Source organism: Streptomyces sp. NPDC005866 (genome assembly GCF_040629895.1).
GTDB lineage: Bacteria > Actinomycetota > Actinomycetes > Streptomycetales > Streptomycetaceae > Streptomyces.
In genome coordinates this window covers 117,024-137,766 of sequence record NZ_JBEXWP010000005.1, presented here as the reverse complement: position 1 = coordinate 137,766, position 20,743 = coordinate 117,024, and the positions used below count along the sequence as shown (strand labels likewise).

The following is a 20,743-nucleotide window of genomic DNA, read 5'->3' as shown; positions in this document are numbered from 1 at the left end:
AGTACTGGCAAAAAGGGAGAGCGTGCGATGGCTACGAAGCCGCCCCAGGTGGATCCGGTGCAGGACGCGCCGCGCGTCGCCGAGCCGAAGCACGCGGCCGCGGGGCTGCCGGCCATCGGGCACACCCTGCGCATCGCCCAGCAGCAGATGGGTGTGAAGCGCACCGCGCTGACGCTGCTCCGGGTCAATCAGAAGGACGGCTTCGACTGCCCCGGCTGCGCCTGGCCGGACCCCGATCACCGGCACACCGCCGAGTTCTGCGAGAACGGCGCCAAGGCCGTGGCCGAGGAGGCCACCCTGCGGCGGGTGACGCCCGAGTTCTTCGCCGAGCACTCCGTCGCCGATCTGCACCACCGCAGCGGCTACTGGCTCGGCCAGCAGGGGCGGCTCACCCACCCCATGTATCTCGCCGAGGGCGCCGAGCACTACGAGCCGGTCAGCTGGGAGCGCGCCTTCGACATCATCGGTGAGGAGATCGCCGCCCTCGGCTCCCCCGACGAGGCCGTCTTCTACACCTCGGGCCGGACCAGCAACGAGGCCGCGTTCCTGTACCAGCTGTTCGCGCGCGAACTGGGCACCAACAACCTGCCGGACTGCTCCAACATGTGCCACGAGTCCTCGGGCTCGGCGCTGAGCGAGACCATCGGCATCGGCAAGGGCAGTGTCCTGCTCGAGGACCTCTACAAGGCCGACCTGATCGTCGTCGCCGGGCAGAACCCGGGGACCAACCACCCCCGGATGCTGTCGGCGCTGGAGAAGGCCAAGGCCAACGGCGCGAAGATCATCAGTGTCAATCCGCTCCCGGAAGCCGGCCTGGAGCGGTTCAAGAACCCGCAGACCCCCCAGGGCATGCTCAAGGGCGCCGCGCTCACCGACCTGTTCCTGCAGATCCGTCTCGGCGGCGACCAGGCGCTGTTCCGGCTCCTCAACAAGCTGATCCTGGAGACCGAGGGCGCGGTCGACGAGGAGTTCGTGCGCGAACACACCCACGGATACGAGGAGTTCGCGTCGGCCGCCCGCACCGCCGACTGGGACGAGACGCTCGCCGCGACCGGCCTCACCCGCACGGAGATCGAGGAGGCGCTGCGCATGGTGCTCGCCTCCGAGCGGACGATCGTCTGCTGGGCCATGGGTCTGACCCAGCACAAGCACTCGGTCCCGACCATCCGCGAGGTGGTCAACTTCCTTCTGCTGCGCGGCAACATCGGCCGCACCGGCGCGGGCGTGTGCCCGGTCCGAGGCCACTCGAACGTGCAGGGCGACCGCACGATGGGCATCTTCGAGCGCCCGGCCCCGGACTTCCTGGACGCCCTGGAGAAGGAGTTCGGCTTCGCGCCCCCGCGCGAGCACGGCTTCGACGTCGTCCGCGCCATCCGCGCGCTGCGCGACGGCGAGGCGAAGGTGTTCTTCGCGATGGGCGGCAACTTCGTCTCCGCCACACCCGACACGGAGGTCACCGAGGCGGCGATGCGGCGGGCGCGGCTGACCGTGCACGTGTCGACGAAGCTCAACCGCTCGCACGTCGTGACCGGAGCGCGGGCGCTGATCCTGCCGACGCTCGGCCGCACCGAGCGCGATCTCCAGGGCAGCGGCGAGCAGTTCGTCACCGTGGAGGACTCGATGGGCATGGTGCACGCCTCGCGCGGCCGTCTGGATCCCGCGAGCGCGCATCTGCTGTCGGAGCCGGCGATCGTGTGCCGGCTCGCGCGCCGGGTGCTCGGTGACAACAGCGCCACTCCCTGGGAGGAGTTCGAGAAGGACTACGCGACGGTCCGCGACCGTATCGCGCGCGTGATCCCCGGTTTCGAGGACTTCAACGCGCGCGTGACGGATTCTGCTGGTCGCCCCGGCGGCTTCGCCCTCCCGCACGCCCCGCGCGACGAGCGCCGCTTCCCGACCGCCACCGGCAAGGCGAACTTCACGGCGGCGCCCGTCGAGTACCCCGAACTGCCCGAGGGCCGGCTGCTGTTGCAGACGCTGCGTTCGCACGACCAGTACAACACCACGATCTACGGCCTGGACGACCGCTACCGGGGCATCAAGAACGGCCGCCGGGTGGTCCTGGTGAACCCGGAGGACGCGCGGGCGCTGGACCTCGCCGACGGGTCGTACGTCGACCTGGTGAGCGAGTGGAAGGACGGCGTGGAGCGCCGGGCGCCGGGCTTCCGTGTGGTGCACTACCCGACGGCCCGGGGCTGCGCGGCCGCGTACTACCCGGAGACCAATGTGCTGGTGCCGCTCGACGCGACCGCCGACACCAGCAACACCCCGGCCAGCAAGTCCGTCGTGGTCCGTCTGGAGAGCGGCGCTCAGCAGCCGACGGCCGCCGTCTGAGCAGACGCTCAGTGCGTCTGGAAGAATCGACGGCCGACTGAGCGTTTGCTCAGGGGAGAGACAGCCGTACGACGATCGGAGCCTGCCCATGGGCGAGCAGCAGCATGTGAAGTTCCCGCAGGAGGTCATCGACGAGTACGCCGCGCTCGGCGTCGACCTGCCGGCCCTGTTCTCGGCGGGCCACCTCGGCATGCGTATGGGCGTGCAGATCCTTGAGGCCTCGGCGGACCGGGTCGTCGGCACCATGCCCGTGGAGGGCAACACCCAGCCGTACGGGCTGCTGCACGGCGGGGCCAGCGCGGTGCTGGCGGAGACCCTGGGGTCGGTCGGGGCGATGCTGCACGGCGGCAGTTCGAAGATCGCGGTCGGCGTCGACCTGAACTGCACGCATCACCGCGGGGTCCGTTCCGGCCTCGTCACCGGCGTGGCCACGCCCGTCCACCGGGGGCGTTCCACGGCGACGTACGAGATCGTGATCAGCGACGAGGAGGGCGGGCGGGTGTGCACGGCCCGGCTCACCTGCCTGCTGCGGGACGCGCGCCCAGGCGACGAGGTCCACGTCCAGACAGCGCAGGCCTGACAGAGGCCCGGCGGGCGACGCCTCTCCGCCTCGCCCGCGCCGGGAAACGCGAAGAAGTTCCGAAGCCTTGACTTTCTTTCCTCGCTGTAACTCTGCGTAATACGCATGTAATGTGCATTCGCCTAAGCGCCCAGTTCTCTTGGTTCACGACCCGCCTCAACCGTCCCGAAAGTCGCCCACGGCAACAGAAACGTGTAACGACCAAAAACGCCGAGACGCCTGAAAGAATCATGGCGAGTCCTGCGGGTTCTCAGAATGTGGACGGGGCGAATCGGACCGAATTCCTGCTTTCCCCCCACGTTGTACCGCTCTGCATTACCTCGTGTCATAACAAGAGCATCACAGCCTTGGTCAAGCTCTCCTCCACGTTCCACGCACGCGCCTAGAGTCACGGCCAGTCACCGCTCCATCGGGAGTTCGGTACCGGCGCGGCATCTGTCGTCCTCTCAAGGAGCGACCATGCCCGTGGAAAGGATCGATTGTGCGACAGCGTTCTCTGGTGATTCTTACCTCCGTGCTGACCACCGGAGCTCTGACCCTCACCGCCTGTGGCTCCCGCGGCAACGACAGCAAGGGCGGCGGCAGCGGCAATGTGACGGTCACGATCGGCGTCGACGCCCCGCTCACCGGCCAGAACTCCGCGACGGGCCTCGGCATCCAGTACGGCGCCCAGATCGCCGTCGACGACGCCAACAAGAACAAGACCGTTCCGGGCGTCACCTTCAAGATCAAGGCGCTGGACGACAAGGCGATTCCCGCCACCGGCCAGCAGAATGCCACCCAGCTCGTCTCCGACAAGACCGTGCTCGGCGTCGTCGGCCCGCTCAACTCCGGTGTGGCCACGCAGATGCAGCAGGTCTTCGCCACGGCCAACCTGGTGGAGATCTCCCCGTCGAACACCGCCCCCGAGCTGACCCAGGGCAAGAACTGGCAGACCACCAAGTCCCGCCCGTTCAAGACGTACTTCCGCACCGCGACCACCGACGCCCTGCAGGGCGCCTACGCGGCGGACTACGCCTACAACGTCGCCAAGAAGAAGAAGGCCTTCGTCGTCGACGACAAGCAGACCTACGGCGCGGGTCTCGCGAAGATCTTCCAGGAGCAGTTCGCCAAGCAGGGCGGCAAGGTCATCGGCACCGACCACGTCAACACCGGTGACCGCGACTTCTCCACCCTGGTCACCAAGATCAAGAACTCGGGCGCCGACATCCTGTACTACGGCGGCCAGTACGACGAGTCCGAGGTGCTGACCAAGCAGCTCAAGGCCGCGGGCGCCAACATCCCGCTGTTGGGCGGCGACGGCATGTTCAGCGACACCTACATCAAGACCGCCGGCAAGTCCGCCGAGGGCGACCTGGTGACGTCGATCGGCGTCCCGGTCGACACCCTGCCCGCCGCCAAGGACTTCGTCGCCACCTACAAGGCGAAGAAGTACCCCGGTGACTACGGCACCTACGGCTCGTACTCCTACGACGCCACCACCGCGATCATCAAGGCCGTCGGCCAGGTCGTGAAGGACGGCAAGACCCCGGACGACGCCCGCTCCCAGATCGTCGACGCCGTCCAGAAGAACACCTTCGACGGCATCTCCGGCAAGATCGCGTTCGACCAGTACGGCGACACCACGAACAAGCAGCTGACCGTCTACCAGGTCAAGAACGGTGCGTGGAAGTCCGTCCGGAGCGGCGTGGCCAACCCGAAGTAACCCACCGGAACACCTCGCTCCACCAGGGCCGCGCGGCGCAGACCACCGTCACCGCGCGGCCCGCCTTCTACGCCCCCCTTGACTCTCCCCACCACATGGAGGCCACGCGGTGAACACCCTGCCGCAGCAGCTGGCCAACGGGCTGTTCCTCGGCTCGATGTACGGGCTGATCGCCATCGGCTACACGATGGTGTACGGCATCGTCCAGCTCATCAACTTCGCCCACGGCGAGATCTTCATGACCGGAGGCTTCGGCGCACTCACGGTCTACCTCGTCCTACCGGACGGCATATCCATGTGGATTGCCCTGCCGGCGATGCTCATCGGCGGCGCACTGGTCGCCGTGCTCATCGCCGTCGGCGCCGAGCGATTCGCCTACCGCCCACTGCGCGGCGCGCCACGCCTCGCCCCGCTGATCACCGCGATCGGCCTCTCGCTCGCTCTGCAGCAGGCGGTCTTCAACTGGTACCACGTCGACGGCGACGCCAAGACCGCCCGGGTCTTCCCACAGTTGCCCTTCGGTCCGCTGCACATCGGCTCCGTGACGGTGCAGAGCGGTGACGTCTTCCTGATCATCGCCGCCCCGCTGTGCATGGCGGTCCTGGCCCTCTTCGTCCGGCTCTCCCGCACCGGCCGTGCCATGCAGGCCACCGCCCAGGACCCGGACACCGCCCAGCTGATGGGCATCGACACCAACCGCATCATCGTCATCGCCTTCGCCATCGGCGGCTTCTTCGCGGCCGTCGCCGGTGTCTCGTACGGGCTCAAGTACGGCTCCGTCTCCTACGACATGGGCTTCATCGCCGGCCTGAAGGCGTTCACCGCGGCCGTCCTCGGCGGCATCGGCAACATCTACGGCGCCATGCTCGGCGGCCTCGTCCTCGGCGTGGCCGAAGCCATGGCCACCGCCTACATCGCAAACGTCCCCGGCATGCAGCAACTCGGCGGCGGCGGCTGGGCCTCCGTGTGGGCCTTCGTCCTCCTCATCCTCGTACTCCTCTTCAGACCACAAGGTCTGCTGGGCGAACGCGTCGCGGACAGGGCGTGAGCGGCATGACCGACACCACCGCCAAGGCCGGGGCCGGGCTCGTTCCGCTGCCCGAGGCCGTCGCCCGTCTGCTCATCGTCGTCGGCGCGGTGGGCACCATCGCCAGCGCCTTCCTCAGCTGGACCTGGACGTCCGCGTTCCCCGGCGACCTGACGGTCTACGGCTACCCCGCGGGACTGCAGATCCTCGCCCTCGTCGGCGGCGCCCTCACCCTGCTGATGGGGCTCACCCTGTGGAACCTGAAGGGGCTGCGCTGGCTGAACCCGGCGAACGCCACCTCCCCCGTTCTACTGACCGCCCTGTCGGCGTTCACCGTCTGCTGGTTCACCGGTATCGCCATCGCCGTCGACCTGGGCGGCCTCGCCAACCTCGACCCGGGCGCCTATGTGGCGATGGCCGCCTCCGCGCTGTCCGTCGTCGGCGCCCTCGCCCTGCCCCACCCGGCCCCGGGCACCGGCTTCCGCGGTTACCTCGCCAAGCCCCAGCAGCCCCGCCCCGCCACGGTGTCCCCGCTGGCAGAGCGCGGCATCATCACCGCCGGCACTGCGATCGCCCTGGTGGCCTTCACCTACGGCATCGGCATCGACAACGACGCGAGCGAGACCTTCATCGGCTTCCTGCTGCTGATCGTCTTCGCCGTCTGGGCTCTGATCCACACCGGTCTGGTCGACCGCTACGCCACGATCTCGGCCCAGCACAAGAGTTTCGCCTCGGCCCTCGCCTTCGTCGCCGCGGTGATCTTCCCCTTCACCCAGAGCGACGATCACAACGCCAACGTCGGCGTGAACATCCTGATCTTCGCCACCGTCGCCCTCGGTCTGAACATCGTGGTCGGCCTCACCGGCCTCCTCGACCTCGGCTACGTCGCATTCCTCGGCGTCGGCGCCTACGCGGCCGCGCTGGTCTCCGGCTCGGAGTACTCCCGGTTCTCCGGTGTGCACTTCCCGTTCTGGGCCGCCGCCCTCACCGGCATGGCCGCCTCGCTGATCTTCGGTGTGCTGATCGGTGCGCCGACCCTGCGACTGCGCGGCGACTACCTGGCCATCGTCACACTCGGCTTCGGTGAGATCTTCCGTATCACCGTGAACAACCTCGACGGCGACTCCGGACCGAACATCACCCGCGGCCCCAACGGCATCACCCAGATCCCGGACCTCAACATCTTCGGGTTCAACCTGGGTGAGGCACACGACATCGGCGGGTTCACCCTGGGACGGTTCGCCAACTACCTGTTCCTGATGCTCATCGTCACAGCGATCGTCGTGCTCGTCTTCACCCGTGCCGCCGACTCCCGCATCGGCCGATCCTGGATCGCCATCCGCGAGGACGAGACCGCCGCCACCGCCATGGGCATCAACGGCTTCCGCGTCAAGCTGATCGCCTTCGCCCTAGGCGCGTCCCTCGCGGGCCTCGCCGGCTCCGTGATGGCACACGTCAACTACAGCGTGAACCCGCAGCCCTACCAATTCGCCGGCGCCGCCCCGCCCAACTCGGCGTTCCTGCTGGCCGCCGTCGTCCTCGGCGGCATGGGCACCGTCAGCGGCCCCCTGCTCGGCGCGAGCGTCCTCTACCTGGTCCCGGAGAAACTCCAGTTCCTCCAGAACTACGAGCTGTTCGCCTTCGGCATCGCGCTGATCCTGCTCATGCGGTTCCGCCCGGAGGGCATCATCGCCAACCGCCGCCGCCAGCTGGAGTTCCACGAGACCGGCCAGCTCGACGTACCGGCGCAGGCGACGCTGAGCGACGATCCGGCCGTCACCAAGGCAGGGGCGTGAGCAACCATGACGACACCTGTACTCGAAGCCCGTGACGTCACGATGCGCTTCGGCGGCCTGACCGCCGTCCGGTCCGTCGACTTCACGGTCAACACCGGCGAGATCGTCGGCCTCATCGGCCCGAACGGCGCCGGCAAGACCACCTTCTTCAACTGCCTCACCGGTCTGTACGTCCCCACCGAGGGCACAGTCGCCTACCAGGGCAAGGTGCTGCCGCCCAAGCCGCACCTGGTGACGCAGGCAGGCATCGCCCGTACCTTCCAGAACATCCGGCTCTTCGCCAACATGACCGTCCTGGAGAACGTCCTCGTGGGCCGCCACACTCGGACCAAGGAGGGCCTGTGGTCCGCGCTGCTGCGCGGCCCCGGTTTCCGCAAGGCCGAGCGGGAGTCCGAAGCGAAGGCCATGGAGCTCCTGGAGTTCGTCGGCCTCGCCGCCAAGCGCGACCACCTCGCGCGCAACCTGCCCTACGGCGAGCAGCGCAAGCTGGAGATCGCCCGGGCACTGGCCAGCGAACCGGGCCTGCTGCTGCTCGACGAACCGACGGCCGGCATGAACCCGCAGGAGACCCGGACCACCGAGGAACTGGTCTTCGCCATCCGGGACAAGGGCATCGCCGTCCTCGTCATCGAGCACGACATGCGGTTCATCTTCAACCTGTGCGACCGCGTGGCCGTGCTCGTCCAGGGCGAGAAGCTCGTCGAAGGCACGTCCGACGTCGTTCAGGCCGACGAGCGCGTCGTCGCCGCCTACCTGGGCGAGCCCTTCGAGGGCGACCCCGGCGAGGCGGAGGCCGCCGAGGTAGAGGCCGCCGAAGCGGCAGCGGCGAGCGCCGCACCGTCCGACGCGAAACCCCAGGTGGACAGCACCACCGACACCACCAAGGGAGAGGCCCGGTGACCGCACTACTGGAGGTCGAGGACCTCAGAGTCGCCTACGGCAAGATCGAAGCCGTCAAGGGCATCTCGTTCAGCGTGGAAGCCGGCCAGGTCGTCACTCTCATCGGCACCAACGGCGCCGGCAAAACGACGACCCTGCGCACCCTCTCGGGTCTGCTCAAGCCCGCCTCCGGCCGGATCGTCTTCGAGGGCAAGCCGCTGAGCGGTGTCCCGGCGCACAAGATCGTCGCCCTCGGACTCGCCCACTCCCCCGAAGGCCGCCACATCTTCCCGCGCCTGACCATCACCGAGAACCTCCAACTCGGTGCCTTCCTCCGCAAGGACAAGACAGGCATCGAGAAGGACATCCAGCGCGCCTACGACATCTTCCCCATCCTCGGTGAGCGCAGAAAGCAAGCCGCCGGCACCCTCTCCGGCGGTGAGCAGCAGATGCTCGCGATGGGGCGGGCGCTGATGTCCCAGCCCAAGCTGCTGATGCTGGACGAGCCGTCCATGGGGCTGTCGCCGATCATGATGCAGAAGATCATGGCCACGATCGCGGAACTGAAGTCACAGGGCACCACGATTCTCCTGGTCGAGCAGAACGCACAGGCCGCGCTCTCACTGGCCGACCAGGGGCACGTCATGGAGGTCGGCAACATCGTCCTGTCGGGGACCGGACAGGACCTGCTGCACGACGAGTCGGTCCGCAAGGCCTACCTGGGCGAGGACTGACACCCAGATCCGATACGACGAGGCCCGCGCCCCCTTCTCCGGGGCGCGGGCCTCGTCGTACGCGGGCGCTGCGTCAGCCCTTGCTGGACTTCTTCTCGTCGCTGTCCGCGATGACCGCCTCCGCGACCTGCTGCATCGACATACGGCGGTCCATCGACGTCTTCTGGATCCAGCGGAACGCGGCCGGCTCGGTCAGGCCGTACTCGGTCTGGAGGACAGACTTCGCACGGTCGACCAGCTTGCGGGTCTCCAGGCGCTGGCTGAGGTCGGCGACCTCCTTCTCCAACTGCTTCAGCTCGTTGAAGCGGGACACCGCCATCTCGATCGCCGGGACCACGTCACTCTTGCTGAACGGCTTCACCAGGTACGCCATCGCACCCGCGTCACGCGCCCGCTCGACCAGGTCACGCTGCGAGAACGCGGTGAGCATCAGGACCGGGGCGATGGACTCCTCGGCGATCTTCTCGGCCGCCGAGATACCGTCCAGCTTGGGCATCTTCACGTCCAGGATCACCAGGTCCGGGCGGTGCTCGCGGGCGAGCTCGATCGCCTGCTCACCATCACCGGCCTCGCCGACGACGCTGTACCCCTCCTCCTCCAGCATCTCCTTCAGGTCGAGCCGGATCAGGGCCTCGTCCTCGGCGATGACGACACGGGTCGTCAGCGGAGGCACGTGCGACTTGTCGTCGTCGGGCACGTCGACGGGCTGGGGCGACTCGGCGGCGCTCACGGTGGCTCCTCGTTCAGGGCAGGGGTACTGCTGACAAGAGCCTACCTAGCTGCGGTAAGGTGGGGTCACTGCGGGTCGAGGTAAACCTTCGATTCATTAGCCCCGGTAGCCCAATTTGGCAGCAGGCAGCGGATTCAAAACCCGCACAGTGTGGGTTCGAGTCCCACCCGGGGCACTTTTCCTTCGCTTCGAAGGTAGCTCCCATAAGCGGATGTTCCCGTTCTCGTGAACATCCGCTTTTTGCTGCATGTCGCCGCGACCTCTCTCTCACAGTGGTCACATGTACGACGTCAGCACACGCGAGCGAGCACTTTCCCTGGTCGCACAGGGACGCAGCCTGAATTCCGTGAGCCAAGAGACCGGTATCTCGCGAGCCGCAATCCGCTCCTGGACCGTACGGCTGGAACCCCTGCCTCGCATGGCGGTTCCGCCGCCACGGGGACCGCCGGAGAACGAAGCCGCCTACGCCTATCTGCTAGGCCTCTATCTCGGAGATGGCTGCATCAGCGCCCATCCCCGCGGGAACGGCCACTATCTGCGTATCGCCTGCGCAAACTCGTGGCCGGGGCTGATTGACGCCTGCGAGACCGCCATGCGCGCGATCAACCCCTCGGCCCATGCCTACCGCGTACAGGCCCAAGGCTATGTGTCGGTGGTCGGCTACAACCCGCACTGGCCCAGCCTCTTCCCCCAGCACGGCCCCGGCAAGAAGCACGAGCGGCCCATCGTCCTCGAACCCTGGCAGCAGGCGATCGTCGACGCCCACCCCTGGGAGTTCATCCGGGGCCTCATCCACTCCGACGGCTGCCGGATCACGAACTGGACGACCCGCGTGGTCGCCGGAGAGCGCAAGCGGTACGAGTATCCGCGTTACTTCTTCACCAACAAGTCCGACGACATCCGGGCCTCTACACCAGCACCCTCGATAGGCTCGGCGTCACGTGGACGCACGGCAACCCGTACAACATCTCCGTCGCCAGAAGAGCCGACGTGGCCCTCATGGACAACCACGTCGGCCCCAAGCACTGACAGGGACCCACCGGTATTACTTGGGACTGTCGTCCTCCCCGATGTGGTGGACGCGGACCATGTTGGTGGAGCCGGAGACTCCGGGCGGGGAGCCCGCCGTGATGACCACGATGTCGCCCTGCTCGCAGCGGCCGTACTTCAGCAGCAGCTCGTCCACCTGGTCGACCATCTTGTCCGTCGAGTCGACGTGCGGGCCGAGGAAGGTCTCGACGCCCCAGGTCAGGTTGAGCTGGGAGCGGGTGGCCGGCTCCGGGGTGAAGGCGAGGAGCGGGATCGGCGAGCGGTAGCGGGAGAGCCGTCGGACCGTGTCTCCCGACTGGGTGAACGCGACCAGGAACTTCGCGCCGAGGAAGTCGCCCATCTCGGCGGCGGCCCGGGCCACCGCGCCGCCCTGGGTGCGGGGTTTGTTGCTCTCGGTCAGCGGGGGCAGGCCCTTGGCGAGGATGTCCTCCTCGGCCGCCTCGACGATCTTCGCCATCGTCCGGACGGTCTCGATGGGGTATTTGCCGACGCTGGTCTCGCCGGAGAGCATCACCGCGTCCGTGCCGTCGATCACCGCGTTGGCGACGTCGGAGGCCTCGGCGCGGGTGGGCCGGGAGTTGTCGATCATCGAGTCGAGCATCTGGGTGGCGACGATGACCGGCTTGGCGTTGCGTTTGGCCAGCTTGACGGCGCGCTTCTGGACGATCGGCACCTGCTCGAGCGGCATCTCCACGCCCAGGTCGCCGCGTGCGACCATGATGCCGTCGAAGGCGGCGACGATGCCGTCGATGTTCTCGACGGCCTGCGGCTTCTCCACCTTGGCGATGACGGGGAGGCGGCGGCCCTCCTCGTCCATGATGCGGTGGACGTCCTCGATGTCCTTGCCGCTGCGTACGAAGGACAGGGCGAGCACGTCGAAGCCGGTGCGCAGTGCCCATCGCAGGTCGGCCTCGTCCTTGTCGGACAGGGCGGGGACGGAGACGGCGACGCCGGGGAGGTTGAGGCCCTTGTGGTCGGAGATCATGCCGCCTTCGACGACCGTGGTGTGCACGCGGGGGCCGTCGACGTGGGTGACCTCCAGGCAGACCTTGCCGTCGTCGACGAGGATGCGCTCACCGGGGGTGACGTCGTCGGCCAGGCTGGCGTAGGTCGTTCCGCACTGGCCGCGGTCGCCCTCGGCGTCCTCTTCCACGGTGATGACGAAGGTGTCACCGCGTTCGAGGAGTACTGGTCCCTCGGTGAAGCGGCCGAGCCGGATCTTCGGGCCTTGAAGGTCGGCGAGGATGCCGACGCTGCGGCCGGTTTCGTCGGAGGCCTTGCGGACGCGCTGGTAGCGCTCCTCGTGCTCGGCGTAGGTGCCGTGACTGAGGTTGAATCGGGCGACGTCCATTCCGGCGTCGACCAGGGCCTTGATCTGGTCGTACGAGTCGGTGGCGGGCCCCAGAGTACAAACGATCTTTGCTCGGCGCATGTTTCGAGCCTAGGCCTTACCGGCGGGTAGGGAATTGGTCGCACATGACGACCCAACAACCTTTGCGTGAAGGCCTATTGACAAGTGTTGAATTGTGCGGGAGTCCGCTCCGATGAGCATCTCGCATTTGTTGTACGCGGGAATGCCGACGCTCATCTATTCGATATACCGAACATCCGCGTCGGGGTCACAGCTCCGGCGGCGCCATCGTGAATTGCGCGCTGACCTGAGCGGTTACGCGCAGTTGCGGGGGTTCGAGGTCGAGGGGTTCGGCGGGCTCGGTGGTTTCGGCGGCGGCCGCCATCCGGCGGACCCCGCGGTCGAAAGTCGCCCGGTACGGCCGAGGGCCCTCCACACCGGTGTCGGCGAGTTCGACCAGGGCGGCGAGGGAGGTGCCGAGGGCGCCGGCGTACTCACGGGCGCGCTGTACCGCCTCGGTGACCGCCCGCCGCCGGGCCTCGCCGTGCACGGGTGAGTCGGGGCGCAGCGACCACCAGGGGCCGTCGACGCGGGTCAGCTCCAAGTCGGCGAGTCTGGTGGTGAGTTCGCCGAGGACGGTGAAGTCGGTGAACTCGGCGGTGAGGTGGACCCGGCCGTGGTAGTTGCGGACGCGCTCGCCGCGGCCGTGTTCGGAGAGTTCGGGGGCGATGGAGAGGGTTCCGGTCGACAGGCTTGCCACCGCCTCGCCGTACGACTTGATCAGGTCGAGGGCGGCGGTGTTGCGGCGGGTGAGGTCGTCCAGGGTGGAGCGGCGGTCGCGGCCTCGGGCGCTCACCGTGACGCTGATCCGGGCCAGTTCGGGTTCGACCTCCAGGTCGGCCTCGCCGCACACGACGAGGAGGGGGGCATCGGGCGTGCCGGCCGGCCGGCGTTCCTCGGGTGAGGGTGCGGTCATACGTGCCACTCTGTCATGTCATCCGCGTTTGTGCGCCGCGGAGTTCACAGGCCGGGTCACCAGATCGCAACCTCCTGGACCTGTTGCCGTCGGTCTTGTCCAAGACAGAATCTACGCGCGTCGTTGACCGTTTCCCGAGGAGATCAAGACATGCCCTTGAATCGCCGGAAGTTCCTGAAGAAGTCCGCCGCCACCGGGGCGGGAGTGGCGATCGCCGGAGCGGCGGCGGCTCCGGCGCAGGCCGCCCAGGCTTCCCCGAAGCCCGCCAAGCAGCCCAAGCGGTACTCCCTCACCGTCATGGGCACCACCGACCTGCATGGGCACGTCTTCAACTGGGACTACTTCAAGGACGCGGAGTACTCCGACAAGGCCGGCAACGCGATGGGCCTCGCGCGGATCTCCACCCTGGTCAACAGGGTGCGCGAGGAGAGGGGCCGCTGCAACACCCTGCTGCTGGACGCCGGCGACACCATTCAGGGCACCCCGTTGACGTACTACTACGCCAAGGTGGACCCGATCACCGCCAAGGGCGGTCCGGTGCACCCGATGGCGCAGGCCATGAACGCGATCGGGTACGACGCGGCGGCGCTCGGCAACCACGAGTTCAATTACGGCATCGAGATCCTGCGCAAGTTCGAGGATCAGCTGCGTTTCCCGCTGCTCGGTGCCAACGCGGTCGACGCGAAGACCCTCAGGCCCGCCTTTCCCCCGTACTTGATGAAGAAGTTCCACGTCCCGGGTGCCCCGCCGGTGAAGGTGGCCGTGCTCGGCCTGACGAACCCGGGCATCGCGATCTGGGACAAGGCCTTTGTCCAGGGCAAGCTTGCCTTCCCGGGGCTTGAGGAGCAGGCCGCGAAGTGGGTGCCCAGGCTGCGGGCGATGGGCGCGGACGTGGTGGTGGTCTCGGCTCACTCCGGCGCCTCGGGCACGTCGTCCTACGGCGACCAGGTGCCGTACGTGGAGAATTCGGCCGCGAACGTGGCCAGGCAGGTGCCGGGAATCGACGCCATCCTGGTCGGCCACGCGCATGTGGAGATCCCGGAGCTGAAGGTCACGAACGAGGCCACCGGCAAGACCGTCGTCCTCTCCGAGCCGCTGTGCTATGCGGAGCGCCTCACCCTCTTCGACATCGAGCTGGTGTTCAGCAGGGGCAGGTGGGAGGTGGAGTCGGTCGGGGCCTCGCTGCTGAACTCCAACACGGTCGCCGACGACCCCAGGATCGCCCGGCTGCTGGAGGACGAGCACGCCAAGGTCGTCGCCTACGTCAACCAGGTCGTCGGTACCGCGACCGAGACGCTCACCACGGTCGAGGCCCGCTATCAGGACGCCCCGATCATCGACCTGATCACCAAGGTCCAGGAGGACGTGGTGAAGGCCGCCCTGGCGGGCACCGAGTACGCCTCACTCCCGGTGATCGCCCAGGCCTCGCCGTTCTCGCGGACGTCCGAGATCCCGGCCGGCAATGTCACCATCCGGGACCTGTCGAGTCTGTACGTCTACGACAACACGCTGGTCGCCAAGCTGATGACGGGCGCTCAGGTCCGCGCCTACCTGGAGTATTCGGCGGAGTACTTCGTGCAGACGGCCGCCGGCGCGACCGTCGACGTGGAGAATCTGACCAACGCCGGCAGTCGTCCCGACTACAACTACGACTATGTCTCGGGGCTCCGGTACGAGATCGACATCGCGCAGGCGGCCGGGTCCCGGATCAGGAACCTGACCTACGACGGCGCCGCCCTCGACGACGCTCAGCAGTTCGTGCTCGCGGTGAACAACTACCGTGCCAACGGCGGCGGCGCGTTCCCCTATGTGGCCTCGGCCAAGGAGGTGTGGTCGGAGTCGACGGAGATCCGCACCCGGATCGCGGAGTGGGTGACCGCCAAGGGCGTTCTGGACCCGAAGGACTTCGCGTCGGTGGACTGGAGGCTGACCCGCGACGGCACGCCGGTGTTCTGACGGGTTCGAAGGGCGCCGGTCCCGGGACCGGCGCCCTTCGTTCAGTCGGCGAGCGGCGTGAGCTGCTTCGGCCGCTGCCCGTTCTGCGTCGGAACCCTCTCTTCCGGCCGCTCCAGACCGAAGCTGGTGAAGGCCGTGCGGGCGGGCAGCGGGTAGGGGTCCTTGCCGGTGAGGGAGTTGAGGATGGTGGCGCTGCGCCATGCGGCGAGGCCCAGGTCGGGGGAGCCGATGCCATGGGTGTGGAGCTCGGCGTTCTGTACGTACGCCGATCCGGTCACCGACGAGTCGAGGACGAGGCGGAACCGGTCGTCCACGCACGGGCGTTCACTGCTGTCCCGGCGCAGATAAGGGTCGAGTCCGGCGAGCAGCCCGCCGAGGGGGCGCTCACGGTAGCCGGTGGCCAGCACGACGGCGTCGGTGGCGAGCCGGGAGCGGCTGCCCTGCTGGATGTGTTCCAGGTGGAGTTCGATCTTGGTGGTGGCGATGCGTCCGGCTGTACGGACCTGGACTCCGGGCGTGAGGACGGCGTCGGGCCAGCCGCCGTGCAGGGTGCGGCGGTAGAGCTCGTCGTGGATGGCGGCGATGGTGTCGGCGTCGATGCCCTTGTGCAGCTGCCACTGGGAGGCGACCAGTCCGTCGCGGACGGGCTCGGTGAGGGCGTGGAAGTAGCGGGTGTAGTCGGGGGTGAAGTGCTCCAGGCCGAGCTTGGAGTACTCCATGGGCGCGAAGGCCTCGCTGCGTCCGATCCAGTGCAGCTTCTCCCGGCCCGCCGGGCGGTGGCGCAGCAGGTCGAGGAAGACCTCGGCGCCGGACTGTCCGGACCCGACGACGGTGACATGCTCGGCGGCGAGGAAGGCCTCGCGGTGGTCGAGGTAGTCGGCCGCGTGCACGACGGGCACGCCCGGGGCTTCCACCAGAGGCTTGAGCGGGTCGGGCACGTGGGGCACCGTGCCGACCCCGAGCACGACGTTCTTCGCGTACGTACGGCCCAGGGCTTCGGCCTCCCCCTCGGCGTCGAGCTGGGTGAAGTCGACCTCGAACAGGTCCCGTTCGGAGTTCCAGCGGACCGCGTCCACCTGATGCGAGAACCGCAGCCCTGGCAGGCTCTCGGCGACCCAGCGGCAGTACGCGTCGTACTCGGCGCGCTGGATGTGGAAGCGCTCGGCGAAGTAGAACGGGAAGAGCCGGTCGCGGGACTTGAGGTAGTTGAGGAACGACCAGGGGCTGGCGGGGTCGGCGAGGGTCACGAGGTCGGCGAGGAAGGGGACCTGGATGGTGGCGCCGTCGATCAGCAGCCCGGGGTGCCAGTCGAAGCCGGGGCGCTGTTCGTAGAAGACGGCGTCCAGTTCGGCGAGCGGGTGGGCGAGTGCGGCGAGGGAGAGGTTGAACGGTCCGACGCCGATGCCGACCAGGTCGCGGGGTGCTTCCGGCTCGTGGTGCGGTGGGGTGGGCATCGAGCTCATTGGGGCGTCGTTCCTTCCACGAGTTTGAGGAGGGCGGCCAGTTCGTCCGGCCGGGTGTGGGGGTTGAGGAGGGTGGCTTTGAGCCAGAGCCGGCCGTCGAGCCGGGCCCGGCCCAGGACGGCCCGGCCGTCGTGCAGCAGCTTGCGCCGTGCGTCGGCGACGTCGTCGTCGGTGGCTCCGGCGGGGCGGAACAGCACCGTGCTGATGTTCGGCCGGTCGTAGAGCTCGAAAGCGGGGTGCTCCCGGACCAGCGCCGCGAACTCACGCGCCCGTGCGCACACCTGGTCGACCAGTGCGCCGAGTCCGGAGCGGCCCAAGGTCCTGAGGGTGACCGCGATCTTGAGGACGTCGGGTCGCCGGGTGGTGCGCAGGGAGCGGCCGAGCAGGTCGGGGTAGCCGGCTTCGGTGTCGTCGTCGGCGTTGAGGTAGTCGGCGCGGTGGTGGAGTACGCGGAACTCGGCCGGGCGGGCGATGGCGAGCAGGCCGGCGGCGACTGGCTGCCAGCCGAGTTTGTGCAGGTCGATGGTGACGGTGTGGGCGCGCTCCAGGCCGGCGAGTTTGTCCCGGTGCCGGTCGCTGAAGGCGAGGCCGCCTCCGTAGGCGGCGTCGATGTGCAGCCGGGCGCCGTGTGCTGCGCACAGGCCCACGATCTCGGGGAGGGGGTCGATGAGACCGGCGTCGGTGGTGCCGGCGGTCGCGGCCACGAGGAACGGTTTCGGCAGGTGGGTGAGGGCGTCGTGGAGGGCGGCCGGGTCGAGGGTGCCGTTCGGCGCCGGGATCACGACGGGGTCGGGCAGGCCGAGCAGCCAGGCGGCGCGAGGCAGCGAGTGGTGGGCGTTGGCGCCGCAGATCAGGCGGACACCGGCGCCGAGGGCCTCGCGGGCGAGGAGCAGGGCGAGCTGGTTGGACTCGGTGCCGCCGGTGGTGACCACGGCGTCGGAGAGGCCGATGGCGTGGGCGAGGGCGCGGGTGACCATGGCTTCCAGGGCGGAGGCGGCCGGGGCCTGGTCCCAGGAGTCCAGGGACGGGTTGAGGGCGCTCGCGGCGAGGTCGGCGGCGGTGGCGACGGCGAGCGGCGGGCAGTGCAGATGCGCCGCGCACAGCGGGTCGGCCGGGTCGGCCGCGCCTTCCGCGAGGGCGGTCACCAACGTGCGCAGGGCGTCGGGGTCGCCGTCGTCGGGGAGTACGTCCCCGACGGCGTCCGCGACGCGCTCGGCCACCGCCTCCGGTCCGCCCGCGGGCAGCGGTCCGCCGCGGGCCCGGCCGCCCTCGCGCAGCGCGTCGAGCACGGTGTCGAGCAGGGGACGCAGGGCGTCGGGGCCCTGGGGTCCGGACGCGAGGGGCGGCGTGCTCATGGGATCTCCTCGGGGCGCCGGCCGAAAGGGGTTGTCCGCGGGGGGAGTTCCAGCTTGTACGGGATTGGGTCTGCGCGTCCCCAAAGTTCAACGATCAGAACCCGAAAGTGGGTACTGCCGTGCGGGCCGCGCCCAGGAACTCGGGCATCCGGCCGCCGGCGCCCTGGACGTACAGGAAGACGTTGTCCGCGGCGGGCCGCCCCGCACCATCGTCAGGGACCAGCCGCACCCGTGTCGTCCTACGTCGGCGGCCCTACGCCTTGCGGACCCGCAATGCCCTCTCCAGGTCGTCGAGTTCGTCGGTCAGGCGGCGGCGCAGCGCCGTGACCGGGTCGGCGTCGCGCAGGCAGGCCCGGCCCAGGGCGAGGTTCTCGGCGTCGACGGCGTGGGCGGGGAAGGCCTCGCGGCCGGCGCCGGTGGCGATGGCGGGGCCGCGCCGGGCGGCGACGGCGGCCGCGTCCCGGTAGTAGCGCGGCACGTACTCCCGGACCAGGTCGGCCTGCTCGGGGTGCCAGAAGCCCTGGGCGGTGGCGGTGAACAGGTAGTTGGACAGGTCGTCGCAGGTGAACATCGCCTCCCAGGCCCTGCGCTTGGCCTCGGGGTCGGGCAGCGCGGCCCGGCAGCGGGCGGCGCCCTCCTGGCCGCTGGCGCTGGGGTCGCGGGCCAGCTCGGCGGCGATCTGCGCCTCGTCGGTGGCGCCGAGGACGGCGAGCCGGGTCAGGATGCGCCAGCGCAGCTCGGGGTCGAGTTCGGGCCCGCCCGGCACGGTGCCCTCGGCGAGCCAGGCGGCGATGGTGTCGGGATGGGCGGCCGCGCGGATGAAGTGCCGTACGGCGATCAGGCGCAGGCCGGGGTTGTCGCCGTCCTCGGTGCGCCGGATGAAGTCACGGCAGAGGGCGGAGACGGTGGCGAGGGCGGCCGGGCGGTCCTCCGGCCTGAGGTACCGGTCGACGACATGCACGGAGGTGAAGGCCAGTACACCCTGGACGAGGGCGAGGTCGGTCTCGCGCGGGAGATGGGCGCGGGCTGTCTCCAGGTAGGCGGCGGGCGGGAGTTCGCCGTCGCGGACCGCGTCCCGCAGGGCGTTCCACACCACCGCGCGGGTGAGCGGGTCGGGCAGGCCCGACAGGTAGGCGCGGACGGTCCTGGCGGACTCGGTGTCGAAGCGGACCTTGGCGTAGCTCAGGTCGCCGTCGTTGAGCAGGAGCAGCGCGGGGCGCTTGCCGAGGACATGCGGGGCGGTCTGCGGGATGTCGAGGTCGATGCGCTCGCGCAGGGTGAGCCGGCCCTCGTCGGCGAGGTCCCGGTCGTAGACGCCGACGCTGACGCGGTGCGGGCGGCTGCCGGTGCGCTCGACGGTCAGCGTGCGGGTGCCGTCGGGGGCGGTGGCCAGGACCGGGGTGAGGATGTCGACGCCGGTGGTGCGCAGCCAGGTGTCGGCCCAGGCGTGGACGTCGCGTTCGGTGGCGGCGGCGAGGGAGTCGATGAAGTCGGCGAGAGTGGCGTTGCCGAACCGGTGCCGCCGGAAGTGGATGTTGATGCCGGCGAGGAAGTCCTTCTCGCCCATCCAGGCGACGAGCTGGCGCAGGGCGGAGGCGCCCTTGGCGTAGGAGATGCCGTCGAAGTTGAGCAGGGCGGCGGCGGTGTCGTCGACGGCGTCGGGGGCGACCGGGTGGGTGGAGGGGCGCTGGTCGGCGTCGTAGCCCCAGGCCTTGCGGGCCACGCCGAAGTCGACCCAGGTGTCGGTGAAGCGAGTGGCCTCGGTGAGGGTCTGGTAGCCCATGTACTCGGCGAAGGACTCGTTCAGCCAGATGTCGTCCCACCACTTCAGGGTGACGAGGTCGCCGAACCACATGTGGGCCATCTCGTGGGCGATGACCATCGCGCGGGTCTGCCGCTGGGTGTCGGTGACGGCGGAGCGGTAGACGAACTCGTCGCGGAAGGTGACCAGGCCGGGGTTCTCCATAGCCCCGGCGTTGAACTCGGGGACGAACGCCTGGTCGTAGGAGTCGAAGGGGTAGGGCTCGTCGAACTTCTCGTGGTAGCGGTCGTAGCACGCGCGCGTGATGTCGAGGATCTCCTCGGCGTCGGCGTCGAGGTGTGGCGCGAGCGAGCGGCGGCAGTGGATGCCGAACGGCAGGCCACGGTGCTCGGTGCGCACCGAGTGCCAGGGGCCGGCGGCGACGGCGACCAGGTAGGTGGAGATCAGCGGGGTGGCGGCGGCCCGCCAGCGGCCCTCGCCGAGGTGCTCGGTGACCCCGTTGGCAATGACGGTCCAGCCTTCGGGAGCGGTGACGGACAGCTCGAAGACGGCCTTCAGGTCGGGCTGGTCGAAGGCGGCGAAGACGCGCTGCACATCGTCCAGGAACAGCTGCGTGTAGACGTACGTCTCGTCGTCCGTGGGATCGGTGAAGCGGTGCATGCCCTCGCCGGTGCGGGAGTAGCGCATCGTGGCATCGACGCGCAGCTCGTGCTCACCAGCGGTGAGGTTCTTCAGGGGCAGCCGGTCCTGTTCCAGTGCCCCGGGGTCGAGGGGCTGTCCGTCCAGGCTGACGGCGCGCAGTTCGACGGGCTTCATCTCGACGAAGGTGTCGCCGTCGGATCGGGCCGTGAACCTGATGACGGTTCGGGAGTCGAAGGTCTCGTCCCCGGTGGTCAGGTCGAGGTCGATCGTATAGCGGTGGACGTCGAGGAGCTCGGCGCGGCTCTGCGCTTCGTCGCGAGTCAGTACGGACATGCGGGCCATGCTGCCCGATGACACCGACAACGCACAGGGGCGGGAGTGGTACGCGCCTTATGTCCGGTCC

The 20,743-nt window shown here is 69.0% G+C and carries 15 protein-coding genes, 1 tRNA gene and 1 pseudogene; 10 read left to right on the top strand and 7 right to left on the bottom strand.

All coding sequences use genetic code 11. The features are described from left to right. The first annotated feature begins 27 nt into the window (after nt 1-27). From ABZ396_RS09585 to ABZ396_RS09555, 7 genes are all read left to right on the top strand, one after another. A complete protein-coding gene (locus ABZ396_RS09585) occupies nt 28-2,334 on the top strand; it encodes an FdhF/YdeP family oxidoreductase (RefSeq protein WP_358914343.1) in 2,307 nt (768 codons plus the stop codon). Nucleotides 2,335-2,422: 88 nt separating this feature from the next. Next, nucleotides 2,423-2,914: a hotdog fold thioesterase gene (locus ABZ396_RS09580; protein ID WP_358914341.1), complete on the top strand. Its 492-nt coding sequence runs from the start codon at nt 2,423-2,425 to the stop codon at nt 2,912-2,914. A gap of 496 nt (nt 2,915-3,410) precedes the next feature. After that, nucleotides 3,411-4,619 carry a branched-chain amino acid ABC transporter substrate-binding protein gene (locus ABZ396_RS09575; RefSeq protein WP_358914775.1) on the top strand — a complete coding sequence of 403 codons (1,209 nt, stop codon included), beginning with the start codon at nt 3,411-3,413 and terminating at the stop codon, nt 4,617-4,619. Nucleotides 4,620-4,728: 109 nt separating this feature from the next. Continuing rightward, entirely contained in the window at nt 4,729-5,667 is a 939-nt protein-coding gene (locus tag ABZ396_RS09570) for a branched-chain amino acid ABC transporter permease (protein WP_358914340.1), read from the top strand. Between the two features lie 5 nt (nt 5,668-5,672). Beyond that, nucleotides 5,673-7,442, top strand: a complete 1,770-nt coding sequence (locus tag ABZ396_RS09565; RefSeq protein ID WP_358914338.1) for a branched-chain amino acid ABC transporter permease — start codon at nt 5,673-5,675, stop codon at nt 7,440-7,442. A 6-nt stretch (nt 7,443-7,448) separates the two neighbouring features. Next, nucleotides 7,449-8,342: an ABC transporter ATP-binding protein gene (locus ABZ396_RS09560; RefSeq protein WP_358914336.1), complete on the top strand. Its 894-nt coding sequence runs from the start codon at nt 7,449-7,451 to the stop codon at nt 8,340-8,342. Further along, nucleotides 8,339-9,055: an ABC transporter ATP-binding protein gene (locus tag ABZ396_RS09555; protein WP_358914334.1), complete on the top strand. Its 717-nt coding sequence runs from the start codon at nt 8,339-8,341 to the stop codon at nt 9,053-9,055. The genes ABZ396_RS09560 and ABZ396_RS09555 overlap by 4 nt, the downstream gene beginning before the upstream one ends. 73 nt (nt 9,056-9,128) lie before the next feature. Here the strand turns inward: ABZ396_RS09555 and ABZ396_RS09550 are convergent, their stop codons facing one another. After that, nucleotides 9,129-9,785: a response regulator gene (locus ABZ396_RS09550; RefSeq protein WP_358914333.1), complete on the bottom strand. Its 657-nt coding sequence runs from the start codon at nt 9,783-9,785 to the stop codon at nt 9,129-9,131. Between the two features lie 99 nt (nt 9,786-9,884). Here ABZ396_RS09550 and ABZ396_RS09545 point away from each other — a divergent pair. Both ABZ396_RS09545 and ABZ396_RS09540 read left to right on the top strand, forming a co-directional pair. After that, a tRNA-Leu gene (locus tag ABZ396_RS09545) sits at nt 9,885-9,960 on the top strand. A gap of 105 nt (nt 9,961-10,065) precedes the next feature. Then, a pseudogene (locus ABZ396_RS09540) lies at nt 10,066-10,814 on the top strand (helix-turn-helix domain-containing protein). Nucleotides 10,815-10,830: 16 nt separating this feature from the next. Here the strand turns inward: ABZ396_RS09540 and pyk are convergent. Next, nucleotides 10,831-12,267 (bottom strand): pyruvate kinase, encoded by a 1,437-nt coding sequence (gene pyk / locus ABZ396_RS09535; RefSeq protein ID WP_358914331.1) that lies wholly within the window; start codon nt 12,265-12,267, stop codon nt 10,831-10,833. Between the two features lie 187 nt (nt 12,268-12,454). Next, the gene (locus tag ABZ396_RS09530; protein WP_358914330.1) at nt 12,455-13,162 is read right to left on the bottom strand and encodes an SIMPL domain-containing protein; all 708 of its coding nucleotides are present in this window, start codon (nt 13,160-13,162) and stop codon (nt 12,455-12,457) included. A 150-nt stretch (nt 13,163-13,312) separates the two neighbouring features. On the opposite strand from ABZ396_RS09530, the gene ABZ396_RS09525 reads away from it, so the two are divergent. Then, nucleotides 13,313-15,118 carry a 5'-nucleotidase C-terminal domain-containing protein gene (locus ABZ396_RS09525; RefSeq protein ID WP_358914328.1) on the top strand — a complete coding sequence of 602 codons (1,806 nt, stop codon included), beginning with the start codon at nt 13,313-13,315 and terminating at the stop codon, nt 15,116-15,118. Between the two features lie 41 nt (nt 15,119-15,159). Here ABZ396_RS09525 and ABZ396_RS09520 read toward each other — a convergent pair whose 3' ends face one another. The 4 genes from ABZ396_RS09520 to pepN all read right to left on the bottom strand — a co-directional run bounded on the left by ABZ396_RS09520 (nt 15,160) and on the right by pepN (nt 20,673). Then, complete coding sequence (locus ABZ396_RS09520) at nt 15,160-16,572, bottom strand: SidA/IucD/PvdA family monooxygenase (protein ID WP_358914773.1); 1,413 nt, start codon at nt 16,570-16,572, stop codon at nt 15,160-15,162. A 5-nt stretch (nt 16,573-16,577) separates the two neighbouring features. Further along, nucleotides 16,578-17,936, bottom strand: a complete 1,359-nt coding sequence (locus tag ABZ396_RS09515; protein WP_358914326.1) for an aminotransferase class V-fold PLP-dependent enzyme — start codon at nt 17,934-17,936, stop codon at nt 16,578-16,580. Between the two features lie 94 nt (nt 17,937-18,030). After that, nucleotides 18,031-18,165, bottom strand: coding sequence for a hypothetical protein (locus ABZ396_RS09510; RefSeq protein WP_358914324.1), 135 nt, complete (start codon nt 18,163-18,165; stop codon nt 18,031-18,033). Nucleotides 18,166-18,189: 24 nt separating this feature from the next. Further along, nucleotides 18,190-20,673, bottom strand: a complete 2,484-nt coding sequence (gene pepN, locus ABZ396_RS09505; protein WP_358914322.1) for an aminopeptidase N — start codon at nt 20,671-20,673, stop codon at nt 18,190-18,192. Nucleotides 20,674-20,743: the final 70 nt, after the last annotated feature.